Origin of the sequence: Streptomyces sp. NPDC048106 (genome assembly GCF_040706415.1) — a bacterium.
Lineage (GTDB): Bacteria > Actinomycetota > Actinomycetes > Streptomycetales > Streptomycetaceae > Streptomyces.
Window position 1 is genome coordinate 229,608 of record NZ_JBEZND010000006.1, and the last position, 17,970, is coordinate 247,577.

18 protein-coding genes and 1 tRNA gene are annotated in these 17,970 nt (G+C 72.1%); 12 read left to right on the forward strand and 7 right to left on the reverse strand.

Translation table 11 applies throughout. The features are described 5' to 3' along the window. Positions 1-123: 123 nt before the first annotated feature. On the reverse strand, positions 124-4,206 hold the full coding sequence (locus tag AB0927_RS08830; RefSeq protein ID WP_366666816.1) for an AAA family ATPase: 4,083 nt from the start codon (positions 4,204-4,206) through the stop codon (positions 124-126). Between the two features lie 564 nt (positions 4,207-4,770). On the opposite strand from AB0927_RS08830, the gene AB0927_RS08835 reads away from it, so the two are divergent. After that, complete coding sequence (locus AB0927_RS08835) at positions 4,771-4,959, forward strand: ferredoxin (protein ID WP_366666817.1); 189 nt, start codon at positions 4,771-4,773, stop codon at positions 4,957-4,959. A 24-nt stretch (positions 4,960-4,983) separates the two neighbouring features. Here the strand turns inward: AB0927_RS08835 and AB0927_RS08840 are convergent, their stop codons facing one another. Together AB0927_RS08840 and AB0927_RS08845 are read right to left on the reverse strand one after the other, a co-directional pair. Beyond that, positions 4,984-5,760 carry a glycosyltransferase gene (locus AB0927_RS08840; protein WP_366666818.1) on the reverse strand — a complete coding sequence of 259 codons (777 nt, stop codon included), beginning with the start codon at positions 5,758-5,760 and terminating at the stop codon, positions 4,984-4,986. 214 nt (positions 5,761-5,974) lie between these two features. Beyond that, a complete protein-coding gene (locus AB0927_RS08845; RefSeq protein ID WP_366666819.1) occupies positions 5,975-6,373 on the reverse strand; it encodes a DUF6344 domain-containing protein in 399 nt (132 codons plus the stop codon). Between the two features lie 351 nt (positions 6,374-6,724). On the opposite strand from AB0927_RS08845, the gene AB0927_RS08850 reads away from it, so the two are divergent. Both AB0927_RS08850 and AB0927_RS08855 read left to right on the forward strand, forming a co-directional pair. Then, positions 6,725-6,853 (forward strand): DLW-39 family protein, encoded by a 129-nt coding sequence (locus AB0927_RS08850; protein WP_003999697.1) that lies wholly within the window; start codon positions 6,725-6,727, stop codon positions 6,851-6,853. Between the two features lie 258 nt (positions 6,854-7,111). Then, positions 7,112-8,410, forward strand: a complete 1,299-nt coding sequence (locus tag AB0927_RS08855) for a hypothetical protein (RefSeq protein ID WP_366666820.1) — start codon at positions 7,112-7,114, stop codon at positions 8,408-8,410. Here the strand turns inward: AB0927_RS08855 and AB0927_RS08860 are convergent. Beyond that, the gene (locus tag AB0927_RS08860; RefSeq protein ID WP_366666822.1) at positions 8,374-9,741 is read right to left on the reverse strand and encodes a serine/threonine-protein kinase; all 1,368 of its coding nucleotides are present in this window, start codon (positions 9,739-9,741) and stop codon (positions 8,374-8,376) included. The genes AB0927_RS08855 and AB0927_RS08860 overlap by 37 nt on opposite strands. A gap of 65 nt (positions 9,742-9,806) precedes the next feature. Beyond that, on the reverse strand, positions 9,807-10,355 hold the full coding sequence (locus AB0927_RS08865; RefSeq protein ID WP_285556615.1) for a DNA-binding protein: 549 nt from the start codon (positions 10,353-10,355) through the stop codon (positions 9,807-9,809). 183 nt (positions 10,356-10,538) lie between these two features. Here AB0927_RS08865 and AB0927_RS08870 point away from each other — a divergent pair. Then, positions 10,539-10,611: transfer RNA gene (locus tag AB0927_RS08870), tRNA-Ala, on the forward strand. 184 nt (positions 10,612-10,795) lie between these two features. Beyond that, positions 10,796-11,221, forward strand: coding sequence for a hypothetical protein (locus AB0927_RS08875; protein WP_366666824.1), 426 nt, complete (start codon positions 10,796-10,798; stop codon positions 11,219-11,221). A gap of 110 nt (positions 11,222-11,331) precedes the next feature. On the opposite strand, the gene AB0927_RS08880 is transcribed toward AB0927_RS08875, so the two are convergent. After that, positions 11,332-11,979: a DUF5324 family protein gene (locus AB0927_RS08880; RefSeq protein ID WP_366666825.1), complete on the reverse strand. Its 648-nt coding sequence runs from the start codon at positions 11,977-11,979 to the stop codon at positions 11,332-11,334. A 193-nt stretch (positions 11,980-12,172) separates the two neighbouring features. On the opposite strand from AB0927_RS08880, the gene AB0927_RS08885 reads away from it, so the two are divergent. Beyond that, complete coding sequence (locus AB0927_RS08885) at positions 12,173-12,703, forward strand: peptidylprolyl isomerase (protein WP_366666826.1); 531 nt, start codon at positions 12,173-12,175, stop codon at positions 12,701-12,703. A 95-nt stretch (positions 12,704-12,798) separates the two neighbouring features. Next, positions 12,799-13,719 carry a rhomboid family intramembrane serine protease gene (locus AB0927_RS08890; RefSeq protein ID WP_366666827.1) on the forward strand — a complete coding sequence of 307 codons (921 nt, stop codon included), beginning with the start codon at positions 12,799-12,801 and terminating at the stop codon, positions 13,717-13,719. Positions 13,720-13,991: 272 nt separating this feature from the next. On the opposite strand, the gene crgA is transcribed toward AB0927_RS08890, so the two are convergent. Continuing rightward, the gene (gene crgA / locus AB0927_RS08895) at positions 13,992-14,246 is read right to left on the reverse strand and encodes a cell division protein CrgA (protein WP_046423655.1); all 255 of its coding nucleotides are present in this window, start codon (positions 14,244-14,246) and stop codon (positions 13,992-13,994) included. A 151-nt stretch (positions 14,247-14,397) separates the two neighbouring features. Here crgA and AB0927_RS08900 point away from each other — a divergent pair, with 151 nt between their 5' ends. From AB0927_RS08900 to AB0927_RS08920, 5 genes are all read left to right on the forward strand, one after another. Beyond that, positions 14,398-15,186, forward strand: a complete 789-nt coding sequence (locus AB0927_RS08900; RefSeq protein WP_366666828.1) for a DUF881 domain-containing protein — start codon at positions 14,398-14,400, stop codon at positions 15,184-15,186. A gap of 104 nt (positions 15,187-15,290) precedes the next feature. Continuing rightward, complete coding sequence (locus tag AB0927_RS08905; RefSeq protein ID WP_366666829.1) at positions 15,291-15,452, forward strand: hypothetical protein; 162 nt, start codon at positions 15,291-15,293, stop codon at positions 15,450-15,452. After that, positions 15,449-16,087 carry an aminodeoxychorismate/anthranilate synthase component II gene (locus AB0927_RS08910; protein ID WP_362170440.1) on the forward strand — a complete coding sequence of 213 codons (639 nt, stop codon included), beginning with the start codon at positions 15,449-15,451 and terminating at the stop codon, positions 16,085-16,087. The genes AB0927_RS08905 and AB0927_RS08910 overlap by 4 nt, the downstream gene beginning before the upstream one ends. A gap of 5 nt (positions 16,088-16,092) precedes the next feature. Further along, positions 16,093-17,136: a class E sortase gene (locus tag AB0927_RS08915; protein WP_366666896.1), complete on the forward strand. Its 1,044-nt coding sequence runs from the start codon at positions 16,093-16,095 to the stop codon at positions 17,134-17,136. Positions 17,137-17,149: 13 nt separating this feature from the next. Next, complete coding sequence (locus tag AB0927_RS08920) at positions 17,150-17,911, forward strand: class E sortase (RefSeq protein ID WP_366666830.1); 762 nt, start codon at positions 17,150-17,152, stop codon at positions 17,909-17,911. The last annotated feature ends 59 nt before the right edge of the window (positions 17,912-17,970 follow it).

Below are 17,970 nucleotides of genomic sequence, written 5' to 3' on the forward strand. Positions count from 1 at the left end.
GAGCATGGGAAAGGCCCGATCGCTGGCGACGGGGGATGCACCAGCGATCGGGCTATGGCCAAGGGTAACAAGGTTGTCGGTCGTGTGGAGCCAAGTCGGAGGAGAAAGCCGGAAGTTGGCCGATCAGCGGCCGCACGGAGGGTCATAGGACAGACGCGGCAGGTATTCGTGCCACTTGGCGGGGGTGAGGACGCCCCGGGTGACCGAGCAGATGTGGTCGATGGCCGTGTCGGCGTCCAGATCCCACAGGCGGACCGTGTCCGGGCCGCTGGAGACGCCGAGGACGCGGCTGCCGGGGCTGAAGGACAGGAAGGTGCCGGTCTTGGCGCTGGGCGTCATGGACTGGCCGATCGGCCGCGCCGCGGTGGGGTAGGTGACGTTCCACAGCCGGACCGTGTTGTCGTCGCCGCCGCTGGCCAGTGTGTTGCCGTCCGCGTCGAAGGTCAGCGAGGTGACCGCCTCGGTGTGGCCGGTGAGCGGCGCGCCGAGCGGCTTGGCCGCGGTGGGCTTGGCGACGTTCCACAGCCGGACCGTGTCGTCGTCGCTCCCGCTGGCCAGCGCCTGGCCGTCGGGGGTGAAGGCCAGCGCGTTGACCGGGCCGGTGTGCAGGGTGAGCGGCGCGCCGAGCGGCTTGGCGGCGGCGGGGTCGGTGACGTTCCACAGCCGCACGGTGCTGTCCGCGCTGCCGCTGGCCAGGGTGTGCCCGTCGGGGCTGAAGACGAGCGCGTTGATGTAGCCGTGGTGGCCGGTGAGCGGTGCGCCCAGCGGGACCGGGCGGGCCGGGTCGGCCACGTTCCACAGCCGTATGGTGCGGTCGTCGTTGGCCGTGGCCAGGGTGTGCCCGTCGGGGCTGAAGGCGAGGGCGTTGGGGCCCATGAAGCGGGTCCGCAGCGGCAGGGGCGGGCCGGGCAGGGAGGGGTGGGCCGGGTCGGAGATGTCCCACAGGTAGACCTTCTGCTCGCCCGTGAGGACGGCGAGGGTTCGGCCGTCGGGCGAGAAGGCCAGGCTGTCGGCACCGTTGCCGGTCATGAACGGCGGGCCCAGCCGCACCGGCCGCCCCGGGCGCGCCACGTTCCACAGCCGCAGCCGCCCGTCGCGCGCTGTCGTGGCCAGCACCCGTCCGTTCGGGCTGAACGCCCCGCTGCGGCCGATCATGTCCGAGGTCGGGACCGACCACAGGCGCACCTTGGCGTCGCCGCTGCCGGTGGCGAGGGTGCGCCCGTCGGGGCTGAAGCCCAGCGCGTACATCTCGCCGCTGCTGCCCGTGAGGGGCTCGCCGATCTGGGAGGGGGAGTCCGGGTTGCTGATGTTCCACAGGCAGGCCGTGCTGTCGGCGCTCGCGGTGGCGAGCCGCCCGCCGTCGGGGCTGAACGCCACCGACCAGACGGGTCCGGTGTGGCCGGTGAGCGGCGCGCCGAGCGGCTTGGCCGCCGCGGGGTCGGTGACGTTCCACAGCCGGGCGGTGTCGTCCGCGCTGCCGCTGGCCAGGGTGTGCCCGTCGGGGCTGAAGGCGACCGAGTGCACGATGTCCGTGTGGCCACGCAGCACGCCCAGCGCGGCCGGCCGGCGCGGGTCGGCCACCTTCCACAGCCGGATCGTGTGGTCGTCCCCGCCCGCCGCGAGGGTGTGCCCGTCGGGGCTGAAGGCGACGCTGCGTACGGCGGCGGTGTGCCCGTGCAGCACGGCGAGCGGGGTGGGGTGGGCCGGGTCGGTCACGTTCCACAGCCGTACCGTGCCGTCCTCGCCCGCCGAGGCGAGGGTGTGGCCGTCGGGGCTGAAGGCGACCAGGTAGATGGTGCCCGCGTGTCCGGCGAGCGGTGTGCCGAGCGCGGTGGGGTGGGCCGGGTCGGCGACGTTCCACAGCCGGATGGTGCCGTCGTCGCCCGCGCTGGCCAGCACCCGTCCGTCGGGGTTGAACACCGCGCTGCTCACCCAGCTGGAGTGCCCGGTCAGCGGCCGGCCGAGGGGGCGGGGCCGGGTCGGGTCGGCGACGTTCCACAGCCGAACCGTGCGGTCGTAGCTGGCCGTGGCCAGGGTGTGCCCGTCGGGGCTGAAGGAGGTCAGGTAGACGGCGCCGGTGTGGCCGGACAGGGGGGTGGCCAGCGGCGTGTTCACGATGGAGATCAGGCGGCTGTACGTGCCCTCGTCGCCGGGGCGCAGGTGATGGGCGACCAGGTCCAGCTGGGCGGCGAGAGAGGGGTCCGTGCGCTGGACCCGGTCCGCCTCGGCGAGCACCTGTTCGAACACGGCGTCGTCCCGCTGCTGCCAGGCGATCACCGCCGAGCCGCCCGCGACGAGCGCGAGCACCGTCAGGGCCGCCACCGCCGCACGGCTCAGCCACACCGTGCGCTTGCGCAGCCGTACCGAGGCGGCCAGGAACTCCACCGCGGCGCGGGTCAGATACGTGTCCCCCGCCGAGCGCGCCCAGGCGCGGGCCTGTTCGAGCCGGGAACCCCGGTACAGCAGCGAACTGTCCCGGTCCGAGTCCTCCCAGGCCCGGCCGTCCTCCTCCAGGCGCTGGCGCAGCAGATGGTCGTTGCGGTTGTCGTCGATCCAGTGCCGCAGCCGGGGCCAGGCGTGCAGCAGCGCCTCGTGGGTGATTTCCACGGTGTCCGCGTCCAGCGTCACCAGCCGGGCCTGGACCAGTGCCTCCAGGGACTCCTCGGTCTTGCCCGGGTCCGCCGACTCCTGGGCCAGCTGCCGCCGGGTGCCGCGCCGCCGGGTGGCCACGGTGTCCTCGCCGAGCCGGACCAGGCGCAGCAGGAGCAGCCGGGCGGCCGTGCGGGCGGCGGGGTCGAGCCCCGACCAGGCGCGTTCGGCGGTCGCCGCGACGGCGCCCTGGATGCCGCCCGCCGCCCGGTAGCCGGCCAGCGTCAGCTTCCCGGCCTTGCGGCGCTGCCAGGTGGCCAGCAGGGCGTGCGAGAGCAGCGGGAGCACACCCGCGTCGTGCGCCCCGCGCGGTCCGTCGGCGCTCACCTCGCGCACGATCAGTTCGGCCAGTCCCGGCTCCAGCTCCAGGCCCACCGCCTTGGCGGGCCCGGTCACCGCGTCGCGCAGTTCGCCGCTGGTCAGCGGGGGAAGCACCATGTGCCGGTGCTGGAGCGCGTCGGCCAGTTCGGGGTAACCGAGGCACTGCTCGTAGAAGTCGGCGCGGATGCCGACGACGACCAGGACGGGGGCGGGGCCGGCCGCGCCGAAGGACGGGGTGCAGGAGGCGTGCAGCAGTTGGAGGAAGGTACGGCGGTCCGCCTCGTCCGGGCAGAGGGTGAACGCCTCCTCGAACTGGTCCACGATGAGCACCGGCCGGACCCCCGGCGGCGCCTCCCGGCGCGCCCACGCCGTGACCGCCTCCTGGACGGCCCGGACGATGCGGGGCGCCTCGCCGCCCGCCGAAACGGGGCCATCCGACGCCTCCTGCCGGGCCGCGGCCGCCCGCTCGGCCGCGCGCGCCTCGGCGGCCACGGGGCCGAGATCGGGGATCCGGCCGACCAGCTCGGCGAGCGGATCGGCGCCGGGCACCAACTGGACGACGGGGGTCCGCTGCGCGGGAACGCCGTCCGGCTTCGGGGCGAGGCCCGCGTCGGCCAGGGCGCCGCAGCTGATCGCCGGGACCAGGCCGGCGTTCAGCAGGGAGGACTTGCCCGCGCCCGAGGCGCCGACGAGCATCACCAGGCCGCCGCTACGGCCCGCCGCGCGCAACTGGGCGATGAGCGCGCCGGTGCTGCGCTCCCGGCCGAAGAACCAGCGCGCGTCCTCCTGCCGGTAGGGCGCGAGACCCCGGTAGGGGCACACGCCTCCGGTGACCGGCGGGGCCTGGGCGGGCGGCCGTCCGTTCTCCTCGGCGGGCGAGACGGGCGGCGCGATGCGGTCGCCGACCGGGTCGGCCAGCGCGCGCTCCCACTGCCGCTGCCAGTGGGCGAGGTCGTACAGGCCCGTGGAGACCGGCTGGGGGCGGGCGCGCCGCGCCTCCGGGATCAGGATCTGGAGCACCGCCGCGAGAGCGGTGAACTGGGCCGGCACGTTCTTGGCCCGCCGCCAGTCGCTGATCCGCTGCGCGGACACCCGCACCGGACGGCCGCGCTCGTCGACCCGCTGCAGTCGTCCGACCGCCTCGGCGACGCTTTTCAGGGGAGGGTTTCCAGCCTCCTTGTAGAGCAGCGCGAGGCGCTCGGCGAAAGCTGTGCGTGCCCCTGAGTCGGAACCCAAGGCCCCACCCCTCACTTCCCCCCGCCTGTGGACGTCCGGACCGGAAAACTCACCTTATACGGCTGACCTGCGGATAAGCCCCGCTCCGGAGACCGGGATCTCCTCCCCGGTGGCGACAAATGGCAGGATCGCAACCCTGGTAGCGGAACCGTCACAGACCGTCCGGACAGGCCACCGGCCCGGCGCTCGGAGAGACACCTCATGGCGTTGCACATTTTCGGTCGACTTCCATCGAAAGCCGCGCGTAGGTCCGTCGGCTGAGCCGCACGCGTCCGGCCGCTCCACCCCCACCCCCACCTTCCCCCCGACTCTCCTCACGAATCTCATCGCCTCGAACTTCGATCCGCGCCGCTACGCCGACGAGGCGCGGATCGACGTCCCGCACCGTCCGGCACCGGTCCCCACGAGGGGAGGGACCGGTGCCGGCGGGCAGGGGACCTGTCCGGCGCGGTGTGTCCGGTGACTGACCGGACGTCAGCCGTGGCCGCGGGACAGGTTGGTTGAGTGCCCGCCCGGCCGGGCAGTGACGTCCTGGAACCCGGATTGCCCAGGGCTGGAGGACGTATGAGGGTCACCGTCGACCGCGCCGCGTGTTACGGCTCCGCCGAGTGCGCGTTCCGGGCGCCGGCCGTGTTCGCGTTCGAGGACGGCTATGGCGTGGTGCTCCCCGGCAAGGAGGGGGCCGTCGACGAACCCGGGGTCCGCGAGGCGGCGGAGCGGTGTCCCTCCCAGGCGATCGTGTTCACCGAGTAGGGCCCCCGGGGCTCGATATGGGGCTCACGGCCCCGGATACGTCCAGCCGAGGCCGGCCAGCGCGCGGGCCCTGGCCTCCGCGACCGCCGCGCGGGCCGTGCGCTCGACGGGGTCGCTGTGCGACGACTGGCCGGTGACCTGCCCCTCCCACTTGCGGTAGAGCAGTCCGGCCTCGGCGGAGAACCAGCCGCGGCTCACCGCGTTCAGCGCCAGCAGCAGCCCCGTGTCCTCGGAGGCGGGCAGCGCCATCCAGCCGCCGAGCGCGGTCAGCAGGTCCCGGCGCACGCAGAGGGTCGCCGGATGGACCGGGGGACGGAAGTCGTTCGCCTTCCAGTACCGGAGGACGGTGCCGCGTTCCACCGGACCCTCCTCCGGGTCGCCGGGGAAGCCGGCCGTGGAGCCGTCGGGCAGCAGGTCCAGGACCCGGCACGTAGTCCAGCCGAGGCCGGTATCCGCCTCCAGCGCGGCGAGATCGCGGGCGAGGGCGCCCGGGGTGAGCCGGTCGTCGGCGTCCAGGACCTTCACATAGGTGCCGCGCGCGTGCGCCAGCGCGATCGTGCGGGCGACCCCGGGGCCGCCGGGTCTGCCCTGGCGGAAGGTGACGCGTGGGTCCTCGGGGACGTACGGCCGGACCTCGTCCGTCGTGCCGTCCTCCTGGATCACCCACTCCCAGCGCGCGTCGCCGGGCAGTCGCTGGTCGCGCAGGGACGCCCAGGCGTCCGGCAGGAACCGGGCCGACGGGGCGTGCACGGCGGTGACGACGGTGACAACGGTGGCGCGCCGGGTCACGGCAGCACTCACCACCTCTCAGAACCTCTCCGGGATGTCGGGGCCATCGTCTCAGGCCCCGTCCCGGGCGGTTCCGGCCCCCGGGAGCGCGCGCGTGACCCCCGGCCGTGGCCGGGGGTCCTTTCCGTGTCGACCGATGCGTACGCAAGTCGCCGAGTTGTCGAGACGTCGCGGTGCCGAGGAGACGAGAGGAGTCGAGAGGAGTCGAGCGGAGAGGGGAGCCGGTTCAGCAGTCGAGCGATGCGGAGTGCCTCAGGGCCTCTGCCTCCTGTCCCGTCCGTTCCGTCTCCTGCGTCTCGCGAGCCTTCTGTGTCTCGAGGCCGTCCAGTGTCAGCTGGATCTCGTCGAGAGGTCGGTGCCGGCACCGGGGGGACTTGCCGTGGGCCTCGGCCCTGATCCGCTGTTTCATCGTGGGGGGCAGGGCCCTGGTGGAGGACCAGGTCCAGTGCCGTGGTGCCGGGATCGCCGGACCCGCGCCGCGCGGGGTCCCGGTGCGGGGGTTCTCGGTGCCCGGCGCGGTGGCCGCGGGGGCGGTGTCGGCGCTCATGAATCCGAGCGTCCTGCACAGTGCGAGAAAGGCGGTGACGATGGCGGTCCACAGCTTCATGACCTTGTTCTGGTCCATAGCCCCTCACTTTCGAGGTTGGGCGATTTGCGTACTTACCTCATGATGTGTACGAGGCTCGCGAAGTGGTGGACCGACGCCCGCGACGCGGCGATGTTCTGATGAACACCACTCGGATGGCCGTAAGAAGGTAGGAAAACCCCTGAATCCCGGTGAGCGCGCCCGGAGTCAGGGGCGTGGTGACCGTCCGTGGGGGTGTGATCACCCTCCGATCGGAACGGCGCCCGACCTGGGCTATTGCGCTGGCAGGGGCCGGAGTTGAGGCCGGACATAGGTCACCGATCGATATCGGTCGGTGTGTATAGTCGGGCGCCAGAGGTCCCCTACGTCAAGGAAAGACGAGGTCGCGCGGTGAAGAAGCTGCTCCTGGTCGCACTGGCCGCCATCGGCGGGCTCCTCGTGTACCGCCAGATCCAGGCGGATCGCGCCGAGCAGGACCTGTGGACGGAGGCGACTGACTCCGTGCCCACGGGTTCGTGAGTCCGATTCCAGAATTTCAGCAGGCCCCGGTCGCACCAAGCGGCCGGGGTCTTTGCGTGGGATTGCGGGGCCTCGACCGGTGGTGTAGCCGCGGCCCTCGGCGGGCGGGGCGAAATCTTTCGGACGCTCCCGCGCATTGCCCTGATGGCGCGGCGGCTCGCGGGGCAGGATGGCCCCCGAGGCCGTGACATAGGGGGTGCACACGTGCGGGGGTGCGGGCGTACGGCGTGGGGGCGGGGCCGCGGGCGCCCGGCCGCCGTGATCCTGGCGCTGGGGCTGTGCGGCACGGGCCTGCTCCCGGCCCTCCCCGCGACCGCCGCTCCCGGCCCGGGCAACGGCACCGGGTCCTACGCCTTCGCCCCCGGCGCCCGGCCCGTCGAGGGCACGGCCTCCGCCGCCGACGCCCCCCGCCTCGAACCCGGCCGCGTCTACCGCGGCACCCTGCCCGCGCACGGCCGGCTCACCTACCGCCTCGACCTCGCCGACGCCACCTCCACCGCCTACGTCCCGGTCACCGCCGTACCGCCCGCGCACGCCACCGTCACCTCCACCGACGGCATCCGGGTCTCGGTCCGGGACGCGCACGGCACGGCCTGCTCCTTCGCCACCGCACGCATCGGCGCCGGGCTCAGCCCGCGTCCGGTCACCGCTCTCGGCAAGCGCGAGGCCGGCCGGGCGCTGTGCCAGGGCGCGGGGACGTACTCCGTGCTGGTCGAACGCCTCGACGCGGGGAGTACGGGCACCTCGTCGCCCTGGGAGCTGGAGATGGCGCCCGTCATGGAACCCCGGCTCGCCTCCCCCGGCCCCACCGAGGCACCCCGGGCCTGGGACTCCGCCTCGCCCGAGCCGCTCACCGGCGAGGCCCGCGAACGCGACGGCGGGGCGGGCTTCGCCACGGCCCGCCCGCTGGGCCAGGGGGTCTGGCGGACCGCGCTCGTGCCCGGCCAGACCGTGTTCTACAAGGTGCCGCTGGACTGGGGCCGCCGGCTGCGGGCCACCGCCGAACTGGGCGACGCGGCGGGGCACGGGTACGTCGGCGGCGCCCTGGACCTCTCCCTGTACGACCCCGTGCGGGGCCTGGCCGACGACGTCTCCCTCGGCTACACCGGCGTCCGCAAGCCCGTCGCCCTCGCGCCGCTCCCGCCCGTCGAGTACGCCAACCGCTACGCCGCCCCCGCCGCGGTCGACGCCCTGCGCTTCGCCGGGGACTACTACCTGGTGCTGCACCTCAGCGACCAGTTGACCCGGACCTTCGGGCAGGGGCCGTACGACGTGACGCTGCGGGTCGGCGTGGACGGCCGCGCGCACGCCGGGCCCGGGTATGCCGGGCGGCCCGCGCCGGACGGCGTCTTCACGGTCACGGCGGGGGACGGGGCGGCGATGGCGATCGGGGGCGGCGGCGGTGACGGCGGCGGGAGCGACGGTTCGCCGGTGATGAAGGCCGTCGCGGCCGGCGGGATCGGGCTGGGGACCGCGCTGCTGCTGGTGCTCGGCGGGTGGACGCTGGCGGCCCGGCGGGCTCAGAGCCGGGTCAGCGCCCAGAAACCCACGGCGTAGCAGGCCAGCGCCAGCAGCAGGATCGGGACGACGGCCTTGGCCGGGGGGCCGGGGCGCCTGCGGGCACGCCGGCCGTGCGCGGCCGGGGCCCGGGGGGTGACGGGCGGGGGAGCCTGCGGGATCCGGGGGGCCTGGGGGCCCGGGGCGGTGTAGGCGGCGGTGACGCTGTCGCCCGGCTGCGTGAGGTGCGCGGGCTGCGTGAGGTGCGCGGGGTGTGCGGGGTGTGCGGCGGAGGGGGTCGGCGTGGGCGGTGAAGGTAAAGAGCTGTAGGAGGGCGTGGGGGTCGGGGGTGTGGCGGGGGGCGGCGGGGTGAGGGGCGAAGTGAGGGGCGGGGGCGGGGTGGGATCGGCGGCCGGCGGGGGCGGGAGGCGGAAGCTTCCGGTGTCCGACAGGGAGCCGGTGTCGGCGGGGGTGTCCGGCAGCGGGGTGGCACCGGGCGCCCGGGAACTCTTCACGGGCCCGTCCGGTCCGAACCCCGGAGGCAAGGGCGGGAGTTGGTCGAAGATCTCGACCGGCTCGTCGTCCAGCGTCGGCTCCGGCAGGAGTTCGATGACCGCGGCGAGCGCCTTGCGCGCCCCCGTGGCGGAGCGGTACCGCGCCTCCGGATCGGGCTGGAGCAGCGTGGCGACGACCTCCCACAGCGGCCCGGGGATGCCCTTGGGCGCGCCCGGTGTGCCGTGTTCCGTGAAGTACCGGACGAGTTCCCCGGCGTCGGGCTTGGCGCCTTCGAGCAGGTACACGGCGACGAGGCCCACGGCGAACAGGTCGGCGGTGAAGTCCGGGTCCGCGCCCGCCAGTTGTTCCGGGGCGAGGTAACCGGGCGTGCCCACCACGAGGTTGGTCTCCGTCAGACGCGGCTCACCGAACCGCATGGCGATGCCGAAGTCCCCGAGCCGCAGCCGCGGCCTGCCGGTACCGGTCGCCTCCAGCAGGATGTTGGCGGGCTTGATGTCCCGGTGCACGACGCCCTCCGCGTGGACGGCGGCGAGCCCGGAGAGCAGCTGGTCGAGCAGGGTGCACACGAACGCCGGCGGCAGGGGGCCGTAGTCGTTGACGAGACGGACGAGGGAGCCGCCCGCGACCAGGTCCATGGTGAACAGCACCTGGTCGTCGTCGGCGGCCCAGCTGGCCGGCGCGAGCACATGGGGATGGTCGATCCGCAGGGCCTGCTCGCGCACGAAGCGCAGCAGGGAGTGGGCGTCGCGCTGCTGGAGCACCTTGGCGGCCACATAGCGCCGCCGCCGGTGGTCCCAGACGCGCCATACGTCGCCCGCGCCGCCACGCCCGATCGGGTCGGCCAGCTCGTACCGGCCGTTGAACATCTCACCCATGACTGCCGCAGCTCCTCCCCCTCGGGCCCCGCCCCTCCCGGCTTCCCCCAGCGCCGGGCGGGCGTTCAGTTCTGGTGCGACTGGTAGTGCGCGACCGCGTCGGAGGTGCGGCCGGCGCCGTAGACCCGCAGGAACTCGGCCAGCTCGGGCTGGGTCGGGGCGAGCGCGTCCGCGGCCTCGATGATGTCGCTCGCGGCGGCCACCGAGCGCAGCAGCGACTGGATCTCACGGACGACCCGCTTGACGGTGGGCGCGCCCGAACCGTTCGTCGTCTGTGTGGTGTTGCTCAGCACCGAGCCCCCCTGGGACTTCTTGATCTCGTCCATCCGCTCGGTGGCCTCGGCGGCGCTGACGCTGCCGTCCGCCACCTGTGCCGCCAGCTCCTGAAGCAGCTGTACCCGCTGGACCACGGCGGGATTGCCGATCTTGGCGCGCTGGCCGCTCATCAGCTGCGAGAGCATCGGAGCGGACAGTCCCAGGACCGCCGCGAGACGGGCCTGGTTGAGCCCGAGATCGTCGATCAGCTTACGGAAGAGGGCCCCCAGCGGCTCTCCGTACCAGTTCCGCTGGAGCTCTCTCGCTCTGGCGGTGGCTTCCTGCTGTGCGGCGTCCATTGCGTCTCCCCATCGCTTCCCCTGAAAACCGCGGTTCGCTGTAGCGAACCACGGTTGAGCATCTTACGGAGCGTGGTCATTCGCGGGGACCCCCAATCTTTTTGCGGGATACGGGGGGTGACCCGGTAGTCTGGTCCCCGGCACCGGCCGGGACCACCACCCTCCGGGAGCCATCCCTTTCCCGGGGCCTTAGCTCAGTTGGTAGAGCGCCGTCTTTGCATGGCGGATGTCAGGGGTTCGACTCCCCTAGGCTCCACGACCGAAAGCCCCTCTGATCTGCGAACGTGCAGGTCAGAGGGGCTTTTTGTGTGTCGGGGCGGCAGTGGGGGCGGCTGCGGTCGCAGGTCCGGGGGATTGCGGTGATCCTGTCAGGGAGAGCGTGGCTGGCTCCGCACGGCCGCTGTGTGGTCTCGGCCGTGCCCGACAGGAAGGCGACGCCCATGACGGCGATACCCAACAAGACACAGCGCGGGCAGGGTGGGCCCGGAGGCGGACATACCGTCGACAGCGCTTCCATGGCCGCCGGGGCCATGCTGATGCTCAGCGGGCCGCTCAGCATCCTCATGGGGGCGGCGGGCATCGCGAACGACAGGCTGTTCGTCGCGTCGACCGGGTACGCCTACAACTTCGGCCTGACGCCCTGGGGCATCATCCACCTCATCATCGGCCTGGCGCTCGTCGTCGCGGGCTTCGGCCTGCTCGCGGGCCAGAGGTGGGGCCGCGGGGCCGGCGTGGTGGCGGCGGGCGCCAGCCTGATCACCCAGTTCATGTTCGTGCCGTACTACCCGGCGTGGGCGATCCCCGTCATGGCCCTGGACCTGCTGATCATCTTCGCACTGACCAGGTCCCACATCGAGGCCCGGTAAGCCCTCCCGCGGATCGGTCGGCCGACCGCGGCGTCAACTCACCCGCGGCGGCGGACGTTTCACGTGAAACGGGCTCCTTCCTCAGGAAGGAGCCCGTTCCGGGAACTGGTTCAGGCCTGCTCCTCACCGCCGCTGCCGTCCACCGGGCCGATGCCACCCGACTCGGGGACCTCCGTCGCGGCCGGCGGCTCGACCAGCCACTCGGGGTTGGCCTGCCGATCCCACCACTTCCACGCCGCGTAGGCGCCGCCCGCCACCAGGGCCGCCAGCGCCAGCATCTTCGCGGCCTGGCCCATCCGGCACCTGCGCGCGTTGCGCCGGGCCAGCTTCTGGATGTCCTGGGCGGAGACCTGGCCGCGCAGCGCGGCCAGCACGGCGGCGCCCCGGGCCGCGGCTTCGTCGGCCACCGGCGCGGCGGCGGCCACCGCCTGCTCGATCCGGGGGCGCGAGTACTCGGCCGCCTGCCGAGCGGCCTTACGGGTACGGCAGGCCGCCTCCTGCGCGGCGAGATCCACCTTCGGGGGGACATAGGTGCGCCGGGCCTGTTCCAGACGTGGGGCGAGCCGGGCGTCGTACTGCACGCGGGCCTGTTCGGCGGCCTGCGACACCACGGGCGCCAGCCGTACGCGTGCCTCCTGCGCGTAGAACGCGGCACGCTCCTTGGCCGTGTCGGCGTAGGGCGCCACCACTTCCGCGGCGTGCAGCACGCTGTCCCTCGCCGAGCCGGTCGCGGCGCGCACGCTGTCAATGCGGGTCACGGGTTTCCTCCTCCTCGGTGGCGTACGGAATTCGACTTTCCACCCTTTTACGGATCATGCCTGCCAACGGTCCCGGCGGCATGCGCGGACGGGCATATGGGTGCCGCTCGCTCCTTCGGTTGGCCGACTGGCGCCGCAGGGTCCCACCCATGCGAGGATCGGAGCGTCACAGGAAGACGACGGAAGGTAGATCGTGGCTGAGCAGCTTTACGCCACCCTGAAGACCAACCACGGCGACATCGAGGTCCGGCTGTTTCCGAACCACGCGCCCGTCACGGTCAAGAACTTTGTCGAGCTGGCCAAGGGCGAGCGCGAGTGGACCCACCCGGGGACCGGTAAGAAGAGCAGCGACAAGCTCTACGACGGCACCATCTTCCACCGTGTCATCCAGGGCTTCATGATCCAGGGCGGTGACCCGCTGGGCTCCGGCATCGGTGGTCCGGGCTACCGGTTCCAGGACGAGTTCCACCCGGACCTGGCCTTCAACAAGCCCTACCTGCTCGCGATGGCCAACGCCGGCCCGGGCACCAACGGCTCGCAGTTCTTCATCACGGTGGGCCCGACGCCCCACCTGAACCGCCTGCACACCATCTTCGGTGAGGTCAGCACCGAGGCCGGCAAGAAGGTCGTGGACGAGATCGCGGCCGTGGAGACCGACCGCAGGGACCGTCCGAAGAAGGACGTCGTCATCGAGTCGGTCGTCGTCGAGACCCGCGAGGGCTGACGGCACGCCCCACGGGGAACCAAACGCCCCGCTCGTCCGTAAGGATGGGCGGGGCGGGGTATGTGCGGGGGGAGTGCCTGAGGAGCGAGGGGATCATGGACCACGTCGCAAGCAGCACCCCGGACGCCCGGAGCGTGCCCGTGTGCTACCGGCACCCGGACCGCGAGGCCGGTGTGCGCTGCACCCGTTGCGAGCGCCCCATCTGCCCCGAGTGCATGGTCAGCGCCTCCGTCGGTTTCCAGTGCCCCGAGTGCGTGCACGGGGGCGGACCCGCGCGGAGCGGCGGTGGCGGCGGTGGCGGTGCCACCCGCGCCATGGCCGCGGCCCGGCCGCGCACCCTGGCGGGCGGCACCATGACGGCGGACCCCCGGCTGCTCACCAAGGTGCTGATCGGGCTCAACATCGCCCTGTTCCTGGTGCAGCAGGCCGTCGGCGAGGCCTTCACCCAGCGGTTCGAGATGTTCGGGCACGCGTACGCCCCCCTGCTCCAGGGGTTGCAGGGCGTCGCCGAGGGGCAGTACTACCGCCTGCTGACCTCGATGTTCCTGCACGCCGGGTTCACGCATCTGCTGTTCAACATGTTCAGCCTGTGGTGGATCGGCGGTCCCCTGGAAGCGGCCCTGGGCCGCGCCCGCTATCTCACCCTGTACTTCGTCTCGGGCCTCGCGGGCAGCGCGCTCACCTATCTGCTCGCCGCCCCGAACGCGGAGTCGGTCGGTGCCTCCGGTGCGATCTTCGGCCTCTTCGGCGCGACCGGCGTGCTGATGCGGCGGCTCAACTACGACATGCGGCCGCTGTTCGCCCTGCTGGTGATCAACCTGATCATCACCTTCACCCCCCGCTTCAACATCGCCTGGCAGGCACACGTCGGCGGCCTGGTGGCAGGCGTCGTCGTCGGGTACGCCATGGTGCACGCCCCGCGCCGGCACCGGACGCTCGTCCAGTACGGCACCTGCGCGCTGGTCCTTGTGGCGGTGGCCGTTCTCACCCTGGTCAGGACCACTCAGCTCACCTGATCCCGCACCGTTGTCCACAGAGGGCGCCGGATCTTGTGCACATTGTGCGGTATCAGCTGCGCCTGTTACCGCTCGGATGTGTTTTCGCAGGTCGTGCCGGGTGCGAACGGATGTGTGTCAACCGGTAGGGCAGTCGTACCGGCGTCAACGCTCGATGAGTTATCCACAGATCGTAGTCTTTTCCCCAGGTGAGATGTGGAAATCCTCAGGCCTGTGGATAACTCAGCGGAGAAGCCGTGGGCAGAGCCCGTCGACGGCCGTGGCGGGCCGCTCTACTTCCACTGCGTGGAGACACCGAACCCGGCGGCGATGAAGCCGAAGCCGACCACGATGTTCCAGTTGTCCAGCGCGTCGATGGGCAGCGAGCCGTCGGTCACATAGAAGACGACGATCCACGCCAGGCCGATGACGAACATGGCCAGCATGACAGGGGCGACCCAGCCGTGACTGTTCAGCTTGATCGCCGCGGCCTGCTTCGCCGGCGGCGGCGTGAAGTCGGCCTTCTTGCGGATACGTGACTTCGGCACGAGGGTCTCTCCTGTCGATGCGCTGCGTGGCCGCGCAGGTAACTGGTCGGGCTCGGGCAGCGTACAAGTGGCCAACATGACGACTCTGTGTACTCCCCCGGGCGTCCGTTAGCGTAGTGCTTCAGTGGCGCCGAAGGAGAGTAAGGGTCCGTTGAGCAATTCTGCCGACTCCCCCGGTACGGGAGCAATGGGTTCCGGCCCCCGGCGCGGACCGAGGATGCGCCCGGTGCGGATGCTGACCGCCGCCGTCTTCGCGCTCGCCGGCCTGATCTTCTTCACCAGTTTCGACACGGCCAAGGGCACCGACATCCGCCAGGACGGCTCCCTGCTGAAGCTGTCCGACCTGATCCAGCAGCGCAGCCGCAAGAACAAGGACCTGGACGAGTCCAACGCCTCCCTGCGCGACGGCGTGGAGTCCCTGGCGAAGAGCGACGGCGGCAGCACCCGGGCCCAGGACCGGCGGCTGACCGGCCTGGAGAAGGACGCGGGCACCCGGAAGCTCACCGGCAAGGCCGTCACCGTCACCCTGAACGACGCCCCGCCCAACGCCACCGCCAAGCTCCCCGGCTATCCCCCGCCCCAGCCCGACTACCTGGTCATCCACCAGCAGGACCTCCAGGCCGTGGTGAACGCCCTGTGGCAGGGCGGCGCCAAGGGCATCAAGGTCATGGACCAGCGGCTGATCTCCACCAGCGCGGTGCGCTGCGTCGGCAACACCCTGATCCTCCAGGGCCGCGTCTACTCACCGCCGTACAAGATCACGGCGATCGGGGACCCGGGGCGGCTCCAGCGGGCGCTCGCGGACAGCAAGGCGATCCAGACCTACATGGTGTACGTCAACGTCTACGGCCTCGGCTGGGACGTCACCGACGACGGCACCGTCACCCTGCCGGGTTACTCCGGCACGGTGGACCTGCACTACGCGAAGCCCGTCCGCTAGCTCACCCGCGGAACCACCGAAGTCCGGGTTGTCGCGCCGCTAGTCTGGTGACGTACGGCGTGTGTCTGGTGCCGTAGGGACACGGAAGGGACGGCAAGGACGGCATGTACGGCTGGATCTGGCGGCATCTGCCGGGAAACGCATGGGTGAAGGCGCTGGTCTCCGTCGTCCTGGCCCTGGCCGTGGTCTACGTACTGTTCCAGTACGTCTTCCCGTGGGCCGAGCCGCTGCTGCCCTTCAACGATGTGACGGTGGACAACCAGTGAGTGCGCGCATTCTCGTCGTGGACAACTACGACAGCTTCGTCTTCAACCTCGTCCAGTACCTGTATCAACTGGGCGCCGAGTGCGAGGTGCTGCGCAACGACGAGGTGTCGACCGCGCACGCCCAGGACGGCTTCGACGGCGTCCTGCTCTCGCCCGGCCCCGGCACCCCCGAACAGGCCGGTGTCTGCGTGGAGATGGTCCGCCACTGCGCGGCCACCGGGGTGCCGGTCTTCGGCGTGTGCCTGGGCATGCAGTCGATGCAGGTGGCGTACGGCGGAGTGGTGGACCGGGCGCCCGAGCTGCTGCACGGCAAGACCTCCCCGGTCGAGCACGAGGGCAAGGGCGTCTTCGCCGGACTGCCCTCCCCCTTCACCGCGACCCGCTACCACTCCCTGGCCGCCGAGCCCGCGACCGTACCGGCCGAGCTGGAGGTCACGGCCCGCACGCACGACGGCATCATCATGGGCCTGCGCCACCGGGAACTCCCCGTCGAGGGCGTGCAGTTCCACCCGGAGTCGGTGCTGACCGAGCACGGGCACCGGATGCTGGCCAACTGGCTGGCGGAGTGCGGCGACCAGGGTGCCGTGGCGAGGTCGGCGGGGCTCGCCCCGGTGGTGGGCAGGGCCACGGCGTGACCACCCTGCGCCCCGAGCGCGAGGACTTGTACGGCGGCGGGGAACCGTACGAGTCCCACGGCGGTGCGCCCTACGAAGCTCCCTTCGACGCGGAGACCATGGCCCTGCGGGTGGCCGACCCGGCGTCCGCGGGCCCCACAGGGGCCTCTGGAGCCCCAGCGGCTCCTTCCGTAACGGGACCCGCCCCCGGTGGCCGCGCGGCCCGCAGGAAGGCGGCCAAGCGGCGCGGCGGGCGCCGTGGCGGGCACCGGGTCGCGGTGGCCGCCGGGGCGGTCGCGGGGTCGGCCCCCGCCAAGGCCCCTCCCGCCTGGCCGGAGGACGATCCGGACCGCCCGCTGACCCGGGTGGAGGCCCGGCGGCGGGCGCGGCTGGCCAAGCCCGGTCCTGCGGTGATCGCGAGCAGGGTGATCGGCGAGGTGTTCATCACCACCGGCGTGCTGATGCTGCTGTTCGTCACCTACCAGCTGTGGTGGACCAACGTCCGCGCGCACGCGCAGGCCGGCAGCGCGGCCCACCAGCTCCAGGACGACTGGGCGAACGGCAAGCGCAACCCCGGGGTCTTCGCGCCCGGACAGGGCTTCGCCATCCTGCACATCCCCAAGCTGGACGTCGTCGCGCCGATCGCGGAGGGCGTCAGCACCACCAGGGTCCTCGACAAGGGCATGGTCGGCCACTACGGCGAGGCGCCGCTGAAGACGGCGATGCCCGACGCCAGGACCGGTAACTTCGGGCTCGCGGCGCACCGAAACACCCACGGCGAGCCGTTCCGGTACATCAACCGGCTCACTCCCGGCGACCCCGTGGTGGTCGAGACCCAGGACACGTACTACGTCTACAAGGTGACGTCGACACTGCCGGTCACCTCGCCGTCCAACACCAGCGTGCTGGACCCGGTCCCGAGGGGCTCGGGCTTCACCAAGCCCGGCCGCTACATCACCCTGACCACCTGTACACCGGAGTTCACCAGCAAGTACCGGCTGATCGTCTGGGGCAAGATGGTCGAGGTACGCCCCCGCAGCAAGGGCAAGCCGGACGCGCTCATCGAGTAAGGGCTAGGACACTGTGGCAGCCACCGCCGACGAGAACGAAGTGACCGAGGACATCCCTGCCGCGCCCGGTCCGGAGCCCGCCGAGGGGCGCCGGCGTCCGGGCAGGATCGCGCTGGCCGTCAGCGTCTTCGGCGAACTGCTCATCACCGTGGGCGTGTTGCTCGGCCTCTTCGTCGTCTACTCGCTGTGGTGGACGAACGTGCTGGCGGACCGCAAGGCCGACAGACAGGCCGACAAGGTGCGCGAGCACTGGGCGCATGCCACGGACACCGGCCCCGGCGCGCTGGACACCAAGGACGGCATCGGCTTCCTGCGCGTGCCCGCGATGAAGAACGGCTCGGTCCTGGTCGAGAAGGGCACCAGCACCGACGTCCTCAACAACGGCGTCGCCGGCTACTACACCGACCCGGTCAAGGCCATGCTCCCCATGACCGGCAAGAAGGGGAACTTCACCCTCGCCGCCCACCGCGACGGCCACGGCGCGAAGTTCCACAACATCGACAAGCTGAAGAAGGGCGACCCGATCGTCTTCGAGACCCGCGACGACTGGTACGTCTACAAGGTCTCCTCGATCCTCCCGGAGACCTCGAAGTACGACATCGGCGTGGTCGACGCGGTCCCCAAGGAGTCCGGCTGGAAGAAGCCCGGCCACTACATCACGCTGACCACCTGCACCCCCGTCTACACCTCGCGCTACCGCTACGTCGTGTGGGGCGAACTGGTCCGCGTGCAGAAGGTCGACGCCAAGCGCACGCTCCCGGCGGAGCTGAGGTAAGAGCGACGCGAGTGGGCCCCTGCCGGGAGGTTCCGGCAGGGGCCCACTCGCGTGTACGA

Bases quoted from the DNA above. Each gene is read 5' to 3' on its own strand.
- AB0927_RS08835 (WP_366666817.1), top strand. From the start codon at position 4,771: ATGAGGGTCACCGTCGACCGCGCCGCGTGTTACGGCTCCGCCGAGTGC.
- AB0927_RS08845 (WP_366666819.1), bottom strand. From the start codon at position 6,373: ATGGACCAGAACAAGGTCATGAAGCTGTGGACCGCCATCGTCACCGCC.
- AB0927_RS08860 (WP_366666822.1), bottom strand. From the start codon at position 9,741: ATGGGTGAGATGTTCAACGGCCGGTACGAGCTGGCCGACCCGATCGGG.
- AB0927_RS08865 (WP_285556615.1), bottom strand. From the start codon at position 10,355: ATGGACGCCGCACAGCAGGAAGCCACCGCCAGAGCGAGAGAGCTCCAG.
- AB0927_RS08875 (WP_366666824.1), top strand. From the start codon at position 10,796: ATGACGGCGATACCCAACAAGACACAGCGCGGGCAGGGTGGGCCCGGA.
- AB0927_RS08890 (WP_366666827.1), top strand. From the start codon at position 12,799: ATGGACCACGTCGCAAGCAGCACCCCGGACGCCCGGAGCGTGCCCGTG.
- AB0927_RS08905 (WP_366666829.1), top strand. From the start codon at position 15,291: ATGTACGGCTGGATCTGGCGGCATCTGCCGGGAAACGCATGGGTGAAG.